A 10,200-nucleotide genomic window follows, 5' to 3' on the forward strand; every position below is an offset into this window, starting at 1 on the left:
GCCGAGATCAGCTCCGCCCCCAGCGCCCCGTCGAGGACGCGGTGATCGCAGGACAGCGTGCAGGTCATCACCTGGACCACCGCGGGCTGGCCGTCCTTCACCACGACGCGCTTCTCGCCCGCGCCCACCGCGAGGATCGAGGATTGCGGCGGGTTGATCACCGCCGTGAAGTGCTTGATGCCGAACATGCCGAGATTGGAGACCGAGGTGACGCCGCCCTGGTACTCCTCGGGCTTCAGCTTCTTCGCCCGCGCGCGGGCGGCGAAATCCTTCATCTCGTTGGAGATGGTCGAGAGCGTCTTCTGGTCGGCCCGGCGGATCACCGGGGTGAACAGCCCGCCGTCGATCGCCACCGCGACGCCGACCTCGGCGTTGGTGAAGCGCAGGATCCGGTCCTCGGCCCAGACCGCGTTGGCGGTGGGCACCCGCATCAGGGCAAGGCCCATCGCCTTGATGACGAAGTCGTTCACCGAGAGCTTGAACGCCGGCTTGCCGTCCTTGCCCGTGCCGGCGCTCTTGTTGAGCTGCTCGCGCAGGGTCATCAGCGCGTCGATCTCGCAATCGACGGTGAGGTAGAAGTGCGGCGCCACCTGCATCGCCTCGGCGAGGCGCTTGGCGATGGTCTTGCGCATGCCGTCGAGCGGCACCTCCTCGTAGGCGCCCTTCTGGAAGTAGCCGCGGACCTGGTCGAGGCTGAGGCCGGCCGGCGCCGCGGCGGCGGGCTTGGCGGCCGGCAGCGGCACCTCGGTGACGGCGGGCTTCTGCGGTGCCGGCGCGCCCTTCTTCGCCGAACCGCTCGCGGCGGCCGCGCGCACGTCGCGCTCGATCACCCGGCCATGCGGCCCCGACCCCGAGACGGCCGAGAGGTCCACGCCCTCCTGCTCGGCGACGCGGCGAGCCAGCGGCGAGGCGAAGACGCGCCCGCTCCCGGCCGCGCCGTTGGGCTTGGACCCAGTCGGCATGGACCTGGTCGTCTCGGACCCAGTCGGCTCGGACCTGTCCGGCTTGGCACCTTCCGGCGCCGCGTCGACGCGCGCGTACGACATGGTGCCGCCGCCGGGCGTCGCGTTCTCGCCCGCAGGCGGCGCGTCGGCCTTCGGGGCTTCGGATTTGGCGGCGCCGTCGCCCGCCGCCTGGACGCTCGCCGGGTCCTCGCCCTCGCTCGCGATGATCGCGATGAGGTCGTTGACCGGGACGTCGGCCGTGCCCTCGACGACCAGGATCTTGGCGAGGATGCCCTCGTCGATGGCCTCGACCTCCATGGTCGCCTTGTCGGTCTCGATCTCGGCGAGCACGTCGCCGGATTTCACGGCGTCGCCCTCCTTCTTCAGCCACTTGGCGAGGTTGCCCTTCTCCATGGTCGGCGACAGGGCGGGCATCAGGACGTTGATCGGCATGGCGTCAGGTCTCTGGCAGGGGCGCGGGCGGGACAGCCGGATCGTCGAAGGGAAACAGGTCGTCGAGCGGGAACGAGACGGCGTCGAAGGGTGGTAGGCTGACCGGCCCGCCGCGCTCGACGGTGCCGAGCAGGAGCCATTGCCCCCCGGTCAGCGCGAAGCCTTCGAGCACGCCGTCCGCCGGGTCGAGCAGCCAGAGATGGCCGACGCCGGCCTCGGCATAGATTCGGCGTTTGGGCCCTCGGTCGAGCCGGCTCGTCGAGGGTGACAGGATCTCGCAGATCCAGTCCGGTGGCGTCTCGACGAAGGCGGTCTCCGGTTCGACCGGCATCCGCTCGCGGCGCCAGCCGGCGAGATCGGGCACCACGACCTGCGGTCCGAGGTGAAGCTCCGGCTCCACCATGAAGATCCAGCCGCCGGGTCCCCCACGACCACGGCCGAAAGGCGGACCCAACTCGGCGGCCAATCCCGCGGCCGCAATCCCGTGGCGAGGCCGTGGCCGCGGATGCGTCTCCAGCACCCCGTCGATGATCTCGGCGACGAGATGCGCCGGCACCGCCTCGAGATCGGCGTAGGTGGCGAGGCGGGTCGCGGGTTCGGCCATGCGCATGCCCCGCTAGTTGAGCCCGCCGGGATCGAGGCCCTGGGCCTCCCACCCGGCGCGGATGCGCTCCAGCGCCTCCTCCTCCGACATGTCGGTCTCCAGGGCGTAGACGCGGGCAGCCTGCCCCGCGAGGTCGAGCAGGAGCCGGCCCCAGGTATAGGGATCGTCGAAGGAGCGGCGCAGGGCCACGCTCACTGCGCCGTCGACGACGCTGGCGCGTAGGACCTCGACGCCGCCTTGTTCCTGGGCGTCGGGCGGGGCGGAGAGTTCGACGAATTTCTGCTCGGTCATGGCGTCAAAAGCCTGGTCTTGCCCTCTCTCACCTGCGCCCACCTCGTCATCCCGCGGCTACGAAGCAGAGCCCGGGACCCATGACCGCAGGTTGCGGTCGAGTCTGCACACGTTCGCGTATCTGGGTTCCGGGCTCGCCTGCGACGCCCCGGAATGACATCGCGTAGTTCCCTGATGCTGAGCGCGATGCTCACCGATAACAAACCGCTTTCGCCGCCTCGACCACCTCGGCGACGTTGGGGAGCGCCAGCTTCTCGAGGTTGGCCGCGTAGGGCATCGGCACGTCCTTGCCGGTCACCCGCAGCACCGGCGCGTCGAGGTAGTCGAACGCGTCGACCATGAGCCGGGCCACGATCTCGGCGCCGATGCCGGATTGCGGGAAGCCCTCCTCCACGGTGACGCAGCGGCCGGTTTTCTTCACCGACTCGACCACGGTGTCGGTGTCCATCGGGCGCAGGGTGCGCAGGTCGATCACCTCCGCGTCGATGCCGAGTTCGGCCAGCGCCTGGGCGGCCTTGAGCGCGTAGGTCATGCCGATCGAGAACGACACGATGGTCACGTCCTTGCCGGTGCGGTGGACCTTGGCCTTGCCGATCGGCACCACGAAATCGTCGAGCTTGGGCACCGGGAAGGTCTGGCCGTACAGGATCTCGTTCTCGAGGAAGATCACCGGGTTGGGGTCGCGGATCGCGGCCTTGAGCAGGCCCTTGGCGTCGGCCGCGGTGTAGGGGGCGATCACCTTGAGGCCCGGCACGTTCGAGTACCAGGCCGAGTAGTCGTGGCTGTGCTGCGCGCCGACGCGGGCGGCGGCACCGTTGGGGCCGCGGAACACGATGGGGCAGCCGAGCTGGCCGCCGGACATGTAGAGGGTCTTGGCCGCCGAGTTGATGATGTGGTCGATCGCCTGCATGGCGAAGTTGAAGGTCATGAACTCGACGATGGGCTTGAGGCCCGTATAGGCCGCGCCGACCGCGATGCCGGCGAAGCCGTGCTCGGTGATCGGGGTGTCGACGACGCGGCGCGCCCCGAATTCCTGCAGCATCCCCTGGGTGATCTTGTAGGCGCCCTGGTACTCGGCGACCTCCTCGCCGATCACGAAGACGTCCTCGTCGCGGCGCATCTCCTCGGCCATGGCGTCGCGAAGGGCCTCGCGCACGCTCATCGACACCATCTCGGTTCCGGCGGGATAATCCTCCATCACCTCAGCCTGGGCCTTGGTGGTGATCACCGCGGGGGCGGCCGGCGCGTTCGGCCCGTCGTCGGCGGACTTGGCGGCGGGCGCGCTCGTGTCGGCCTGCCCTTCCGCCTGCATGTCCGGGGTCGGGGCGGGGTGCCCACCGGCGCCGTTCGCCTTCGCCTTGCCGCCGCCGGCCGCGGCCGCCGCTACGTCCTCGCCCTCACCGGCGATGATGGCGATCGGCGTGTTGACCTTCACGCCCTCGGCGCCCTCCTCCACCAGGATCTTGGCGAGGATGCCCTCGTCGATGGCCTCGACCTCCATGGTCGCCTTGTCGGTCTCGATCTCGGCGAGCACGTCGCCGGATTTCACGGCGTCGCCCTCCTTCTTCAGCCACTTGGCGAGCTTGCCCTCCTCCATGGTGGGTGAGAGGGCGGGCATCAGGATATCGGTCGCCATGGGGTTTCTTGTCCGTGGAGTTGGCGGGCGGCCTTTGGCGGGTCGGAGACGTCGGGCGAAGCGTTAAGCCCGCGCCTCCAGCAAGATATCGGTCCACAGCTCGGCAGCGTCGGGCTCGGGATCGTGGGTGGCGAACTCGGCCGCGTCGTTCACGGTCTCGCGGACCTTGGCGTCGGTGGCCTTCAAGTCGGCCTCGGGCACGCCGTGCGCCTCGATCAGGCGCTTGCGCACCATCTCGATCGGGTCGTGCTCGTCGCGCATCTTCGAGACCTCGTCCTTGCTCCGGTACTTCGCCGGGTCGGACATCGAGTGGCCGCGATAGCGGTAGGTCTGCATCTCCAGGATGTAGGGTCCCTCGCCCGAGCGGGCATGCTCGATGGCGCGGCCGGCGGCCTCGCGCACGGTGCGGACGTCCATGCCGTCGACCTGCTCGCCCGGAATGCCGAAGGAGATGCCGCGCTTGGAGAAGTCCGTCTGGGCCGAGGCGCGGGCCACCGAGGTGCCCATGGCGTAGCGGTTGTTCTCGATCACGTAGACGACCGGCAGCTTCCAGAGCTGGGCCATGTTGAAGCTCTCGTAGACCTGGCCCTGGTTGGCGGCGCCGTCGCCCATATAGGTCAGGCTGACGTTGCCGTTCTTCCTGTAGGCATCGGCAAAGCCGAGGCCGGTTCCCAGCGAGACCTGCGCCCCGACGATGCCGTGGCCGCCGAAGAACTGCTTCTCGCGCGAGAACATGTGCATCGAGCCGCCCTTGCCGCGGCTGTAGCCGCCGCGGCGCCCGGTCAGCTCGGCCATCACGCCCTTCGGGTCCATGCCGCAGGCCAGCATGTGGCCGTGGTCGCGGTAGCCGGTGATGACCTGGTCGCCGTCGACCGAGGCCATCTGCATGCCGATGACGACGGCCTCCTGGCCGATATAGAGGTGGCAGAACCCGCCGATCAGCCCCATCCCGTAGAGCTGGCCCGCCTTCTCCTCGAAGCGGCGGATCAGCAGCATTTCGTGATAGGCGTGGAGGTCCTCGTCGCGGGTGAACTGAGGGGTGTTCGGCGCCGGGGCGTGGCCCGGGTCGCTCTCGCGTGCAGCCTTGCCGGCTTCGGCTTTGGCGTGCCCCGCGTCCTGTGCGGCATCCATCGGAGGCCTCCCGTGAGCTGCTCTTGTGAGGAGAAGTCTAGGGCAGGGTCCGGCGGAAAGCGAGGGCAGGCGCACGCTGGAGGCGAGCAAGTCCGGGTTCTGTCACCCGTATTTTGCATCCGTTCCTGGTCGGTCCCGGCAGGGTCCGCGATCAGGGATTGATGATCACCACGTCGTTGGCGTGGACGCGGCCGAGCATGACCCGGGCGCGTTCCTCGAGGAGGTCGCGGTCGATCTGGTCGCTGCGCAGGAGCGCGACCCGGTGCTCCCAGATTGCGCGGTCGGCGCGGACGGCGGTGAGTTCCTGGTTGAGGCCGTAGGCCTGGATCTTGAGGGCGCGCTTGGCCACGAGGCCGCGGTTGCCGCTCTCGGCCTGCTGGACGAAATAGCCGACCACGAGGGCCGACACGGCATAGAGGCCGAGCGGCATCAGGACGGAACGGACGCGGCGACGGACAACCATGCTGCGGAGCATCGGACGACAGGGTTAAGGAAGTGCTGACGCCGGCGGCCGGTGGGCGCCGCGACCACAGGATTATCGCCCGATGATGCGCTTCGACCTCGTGGATCTCAGCCTGTTCCGCCACGTGGTCGAGGCGGGCTCGATCACCCATGGGGCGGTCCGGGCCAACCTCGCCCTGGCGGCGGCCTCGGCCCGGGTGCGCGGCATGGAGGAGACGCTGGGTGCGGCCCTCCTCACCCGCAGCCGCCAGGGCGTCGTCCTCACCCCCGCGGGCCGGACCCTGCTGGCGCATGCGCGCATCCTCCTCGACCGGGTCGAGCACATGCAGGGCGAGCTCGCGGCCTATGCGGGGGGCACGGTCGGGCAGATCAGGGTCCTGTCGAACACCAACGCGCTGACCGAATTCCTGCCGGAGGTGCTGAGCGCCTACCTCGCCCGCCATTCGGGCGTCAGCGTCGACATCGAGGAGCGAACCTCGGACGAGATCGTCGGGCTCGTGGCCGAGGGCGCGGCCGATCTCGGCATCGTGGCGGGCACCGTCGATACCGGCAGTCTCCAGACCTATCCGTTCCGGCAGGACCGCTTCGTGGTGGTGGTGGTGAGCGGGCACGCCCTGCAAGCCCACGAGGCCGTCAGCTTCGCCGAGGTCCTGGCCCACGACCTCGTCGGGCTCGACCGCGCCAGCGCGCTGACCCGCTTCCTCGCCGACAAGGCCGCCCGCATCGACGGGCGCACCATGCGGCTGCGGGTGCAGCTGCGCAGCTTCGACGCCGTCTGCCGCCTCGTCGAGTGCGGCGTCGGCGTCGGCATCGTCCCCGAGACCACGGCCCGGCGGGCGATGCGCGGCATGGCCATCGGCATCGTGCCCCTCACCGACCCCTGGGCCCTGCGCGACCTCACCCTGTGCTTGCGCGGATTGGAGGCGCTGCCGGCCTTCGCGCAGGATTTCGTGGCGCAGCTGCGCGCGCCCTCCGGCGCCGATCCCGGCCCGATCCGCCAAGGGGGGCTCCCATCCGGCCCGCGCCTTGTCTAAACAGGGGATCAACGGCGCCACGCGGCGTCGACGACATCGAGGGAGTCAGCCGGCACCATGCGCGAACCGTCGCGATCCGAGCCCGAGACCCCCCTCATCGACCCGGACGTGCACGTGGAGAGCTTCCGCCAGGCGCGGGAGGCGCGCCGGCTCGAGCTCGTCGAGGATTACGTGGAGCTCATCGCCGACCTGATCGGCGACGGCGGCGAGGCGCGCCAGGTCGACATCGCCGCCCGGCTCGGCGTCGCCCAGCCCACCGTGGCCAAGATGCTCAAGCGCCTGGCCGAGGACGGCCTCGTGCAGCAGCGGCCCTATCGCGGGGTCTTCCTCACCGCTGCCGGACAGACCCTGGCAACCCAGAGCCGAGCGCGCCACCGCATCGTCGAGCTGTTCCTGTGCGCGCTGGGCGTCAGCCCCGAGACCGCGCGCCGCGACGCGGAGGGCATCGAGCACCATGTCAGCGCGGAGACGCTGGACGCGTTCCGGCGGTTTTCTGAACGGGGGGATTGAGGGGCGCCGGGTGAATGACCGGCGCGGTCGGGCTCGCGCCTCTCCTTCCCCTTGCGGGGAGGAGCCGGAGGTGAGGGTGGCTGGGTGACCCTCGGCCTGCGGAGGCTAGCGGGACCACCCCCACCCTCAATCCCTCCCCGCAAGGGGGAGGGAAGCACGCGTCGCGGATCACGCGGTCTCCCGCTCCGCCTCCGCCGTCTCGCCCGCCTCCCTCGGCATCTCTTCCCCGTCCGGGATGACGTCGACCTCCACCCGCAGCTTCTGCGAGCCCGAGGAGGAGACGATGCCGTCGATGGGGCAGACGTCGGTGTAGTCGCGGCCTCGCGCCACCAGGATGTGGTCGTCGCGCACCCCGATGCCGTTGGTGGGGTCGAGGCCGATCCAGCCCTCCCCGCACCAGACCGAGACCCAGGCGTGGCTGGCATCCGCCCCGCGCAGGCGCGGCCGGCCGACGGGCGGGATCGTGCGCAGGTAGCCGCTGACATAGGCGGCTGGCATGCCGAGCCCCCGCAGGGCCGCGATCATGATGTGGGCGAAATCCTGGCAGACGCCGGCCCGCAGGGCGAAAGCCTCGGCGAGGGGGGTATGCACGGTGGTGGCCTTCGAATCGAAGGTGAAGTCGGCCCGGATGCGGCGCATCAGGTCGAAGGCGGCCCCGTAGGCGCTGCGGCCCGGCGCGAAGCTGGCGCGGGCATAGTCCGTCACCGCCGGCACCAGGGGGACGCGCACGCTCGGAAATAGGTAGTGAATCGGCGCATCCGGACCCAGGCAACGGGACGCCAGCGCGGCGCGGCGGACCTCCTCCCAGGACGGGCCGGATTCGGGCGCCGGCAGGGGCGGACGTTCCACCGCCACGCGCGACAGGGCCTCGACCCGCAGCTCGCTATGGACCGCGTCGATGGTGACGGCCTCGGTCTCCAGCCCGAAATAGTCGCATCGCACCACGCGGGTGCGCGGGGTCGGCGAGATCGTCAGCGCGCTCTCGATCACCCGCTGGCCGTCGCCGTCACGCGGGCGAAGGCGCAGGGCGCAACGCGCGAAGCGGACAGGCTTGCCGTAGCGATAGCGGGTAAGATGGCGCAGCGTGTAGATCACGCGAGCCCCACCAGCTTCTCCGGCCGTAAGGCGTGGGGACCGTTGGGGAAGTAGCGGCCGGCGACGGCGTCGGCCAGGGTCTCGAACGAGGCCTCGAGGCGCGCGAGCGACGCGCTCTCGAAATCCGCGGCCTCGCCGGTGGAGAACTCGGCGCGCAGCTGCAGGGCGAGGCGGCGGTGCGGCTCGGGCAGGCCGTCGGCGCGCAGAGCCGGCAGCTCGTCGAGATGGCGCACGATCGCCTCGATCTGGAAGGCCACCGAGCGGGGATTGTAGGCGTCGAGCAGCACCATGTCCCGCACCGGATCGAGGGCGACCCCGTGCATGTAGCGCGCGCCGTAGGTGATGTGCGAATCGCAGAGCGAGAGCATCACGGCGAGGTCCTCCGCCCCCGCCTCGTCGCCGGCGAAGCGCAGGGCGAGCCCGCAGGTGTTGATCGCCCGCTCGATGCGCCGGCCGAGATCGACGAAGTGCCAGCCGGCGGTGCGGTTCATGTTCTCGCCCGCCAGGCCCGAGAGGGCCGCGACGTGGCTGAGCGCGCGCTCGGCGATGCCCAGCAGCTGGGCTTCGGCCCGCGCCTCGCTGTCGCCGACGTCGAGGGCGTCGCGCAGGTCGGCGAGCACGCGCCACGCCTCACCGGAGAGGCGCTCGCGGATGGACGCGGCATTGGCCTGGGCCGAGAGACCGTGCGAGAGCGCCGAGCCGTGGACGTCGCGCCCGCCCAGGGCCTCGCGGGCGAGATCCGCGGTGGGCAGGTCCGGCGCGCTGATGGCGCCCCATTCGTCGAGGAGCGCACGGATGCGCAGGGCCGTGGGCGCCTTGGCGTCCCCGGCCAGATCCGCGACGACGGCGGCGCCGACGCTGCCGAGATGAGCGATGACGAGGCGGATCACGATCTCGGCCCGCTCGACGTAGCGGCCGAACCAGAACAGGTTGTCGGCCGCCCGCGACGGCAGGTGCCCGGCGATGCGCCGGACGCGGGGCGCCCCCTGCTGGATCAGCGAGATCGGCGCGACGGGCCGCTCCGACAGGATCCAGACGTCGGCCGACTTGATGCCGGCCCGCATCTCGATGGGCGCCACGTCCGGGCGCTCCGAGATCCGGCAGAAGCCGCCGGGCATGACCCGCCAGCCGTCCGGCGTCGCCGCCGCGAACACCCGCAGCACGAAGGGCCGCGGCACGAGGCGGCGGCCATTCGGTCCCTTCTCCCAGCCCGGCGTGGTGGAGAGGGGCGCGGATTCCTCGGCGACGTAGTCGAACGGCCGGTCGCGAAGCGCCGCCACCAGGCGCTCGCGCTCGGCACCCAGGGCGTGGGGTCCGAGAATCGCGTCGCGGGCCATGCCCTTCCCCGGCGTCGCCACCGGCCGCAGGGTGAGGCCGTCGAGGCCGTCGCGGACCTGGGCGAGGGCGTCGGGGTCGCCGCACCACCACGAGCGCGGGCCGGACAGCGCGAGGTCGTGCCCGAGGACGTGCCGGGCGATTCCCGGAAGGTAGGGGCCGAGCGCCCCGGATTCGAGAACGCCCGAGCCCGGCATGTTGCCCACCACGAGGCTGCCCGCCCGCAGAGCCTCCACGAGGCCGGGCACGCCGAGGCGCGACGCCGGGTTGAGCTCGATCGGGTCCATGTAGTCGGAATCGATCCGCCGCCAGAGCACGTCGGCCCGTTTCAGGCCCGAGACGGTGCGCACGTGCAGGACCCCGCCCTGGGCGACGAGGTCGTCGCCCTCCACGAGCAGGAGGCCCAGATAGCGCGCGAGTGCCGCCTGCTCGACATAGGTCGAGCTCATCGGCCCGGAGGTGAGGAGGCAGATGCGCGGGTCGCTGCGCTGCGCACCGACGACGAGCCCCTCGCGGAACGCCTGGAAGAAGCTCGCGAGCCGCTCGACATGGAGGTCGGTGTAGAGGTCCGGGAAGGCGCGGGTGAGGACGAGGCGGTTCTCGAGCGCGTAGCCGGGGCCGGACGGCGACTGCGTGCGGTCGGCGAGCACCCGCCAGCGCCCGTCGGGGCCGCGCCCGATATCGGCGGCGTAGAGCTTGAGCCAG

General features: G+C 71.0%; 10 protein-coding genes. 2 read left to right on the top strand and 8 right to left on the bottom strand.

The window, feature by feature from the left end:
• From ACFE7U_RS15925 to ACFE7U_RS15950, 6 genes are all read right to left on the bottom strand, one after another.
• On the bottom strand, positions 1–1,397 hold a 1,397-nt coding region (locus ACFE7U_RS15925), incomplete at its 3' end, for a pyruvate dehydrogenase complex dihydrolipoamide acetyltransferase (protein ID WP_375410697.1).
• A 4-nt stretch (positions 1,398–1,401) separates the two neighbouring features.
• On the bottom strand, positions 1,402–2,001 hold the full coding sequence (locus ACFE7U_RS15930; protein WP_375410698.1) for a Uma2 family endonuclease: 600 nt from the start codon (positions 1,999–2,001) through the stop codon (positions 1,402–1,404).
• A 12-nt stretch (positions 2,002–2,013) separates the two neighbouring features.
• Complete coding sequence (locus tag ACFE7U_RS15935; RefSeq protein WP_375410699.1) at positions 2,014–2,292, bottom strand: DUF5076 domain-containing protein; 279 nt, start codon at positions 2,290–2,292, stop codon at positions 2,014–2,016.
• 190 nt (positions 2,293–2,482) lie between these two features.
• Complete coding sequence (locus ACFE7U_RS15940; RefSeq protein ID WP_375410700.1) at positions 2,483–3,928, bottom strand: pyruvate dehydrogenase complex E1 component subunit beta; 1,446 nt, start codon at positions 3,926–3,928, stop codon at positions 2,483–2,485.
• A 63-nt stretch (positions 3,929–3,991) separates the two neighbouring features.
• Positions 3,992–5,059, bottom strand: coding sequence for a pyruvate dehydrogenase (acetyl-transferring) E1 component subunit alpha (pdhA, locus tag ACFE7U_RS15945; RefSeq protein WP_375410701.1), 1,068 nt, complete (start codon positions 5,057–5,059; stop codon positions 3,992–3,994).
• Between the two features lie 151 nt (positions 5,060–5,210).
• Positions 5,211–5,522, bottom strand: coding sequence for a septum formation initiator family protein (locus ACFE7U_RS15950; protein WP_375410702.1), 312 nt, complete (start codon positions 5,520–5,522; stop codon positions 5,211–5,213).
• Between the two features lie 85 nt (positions 5,523–5,607).
• Between ACFE7U_RS15950 and ACFE7U_RS15955 the strand changes: the two genes are divergently transcribed.
• Complete coding sequence (locus tag ACFE7U_RS15955; RefSeq protein ID WP_375410706.1) at positions 5,608–6,555, top strand: LysR substrate-binding domain-containing protein; 948 nt, start codon at positions 5,608–5,610, stop codon at positions 6,553–6,555.
• Positions 6,556–6,612: 57 nt separating this feature from the next.
• A complete protein-coding gene (gene mntR / locus ACFE7U_RS15960) occupies positions 6,613–7,065 on the top strand; it encodes a manganese-binding transcriptional regulator MntR (RefSeq protein ID WP_375410703.1) in 453 nt (150 codons plus the stop codon).
• Positions 7,066–7,233: 168 nt separating this feature from the next.
• On the opposite strand, the gene ACFE7U_RS15965 is transcribed toward mntR, so the two are convergent.
• Together ACFE7U_RS15965 and ACFE7U_RS15970 are read right to left on the bottom strand one after the other, a co-directional pair.
• Complete coding sequence (locus ACFE7U_RS15965; RefSeq protein ID WP_375410704.1) at positions 7,234–8,160, bottom strand: transglutaminase N-terminal domain-containing protein; 927 nt, start codon at positions 8,158–8,160, stop codon at positions 7,234–7,236.
• Positions 8,157–10,200 (bottom strand): circularly permuted type 2 ATP-grasp protein (locus tag ACFE7U_RS15970; RefSeq protein WP_375410705.1); only part of this gene is annotated, 2,044 nt, incomplete at its 5' end. The genes ACFE7U_RS15970 and ACFE7U_RS15965, both read right to left, overlap by 4 nt.

The sequence above is a fragment of the uncultured Methylobacterium sp. genome (genome assembly GCF_964251405.1).
GTDB lineage: Bacteria > Pseudomonadota > Alphaproteobacteria > Rhizobiales > Beijerinckiaceae > Methylobacterium.

Coding starts and splice junctions, on each gene's coding strand:
- mntR (WP_375410703.1), top strand. CDS start 6,613: ATGCGCGAACCGTCGCGATCCGAGCCCGAGACCCCCCTCATCGACCCG.
- ACFE7U_RS15950 (WP_375410702.1), bottom strand. CDS start 5,522: ATGGTTGTCCGTCGCCGCGTCCGTTCCGTCCTGATGCCGCTCGGCCTC.
- ACFE7U_RS15935 (WP_375410699.1), bottom strand. CDS start 2,292: ATGACCGAGCAGAAATTCGTCGAACTCTCCGCCCCGCCCGACGCCCAG.
- ACFE7U_RS15940 (WP_375410700.1), bottom strand. CDS start 3,928: ATGGCGACCGATATCCTGATGCCCGCCCTCTCACCCACCATGGAGGAG.
- ACFE7U_RS15930 (WP_375410698.1), bottom strand. CDS start 2,001: ATGGCCGAACCCGCGACCCGCCTCGCCACCTACGCCGATCTCGAGGCG.
- ACFE7U_RS15955 (WP_375410706.1), top strand. CDS start 5,608: ATGCGCTTCGACCTCGTGGATCTCAGCCTGTTCCGCCACGTGGTCGAG.
- pdhA (WP_375410701.1), bottom strand. CDS start 5,059: ATGGATGCCGCACAGGACGCGGGGCACGCCAAAGCCGAAGCCGGCAAG.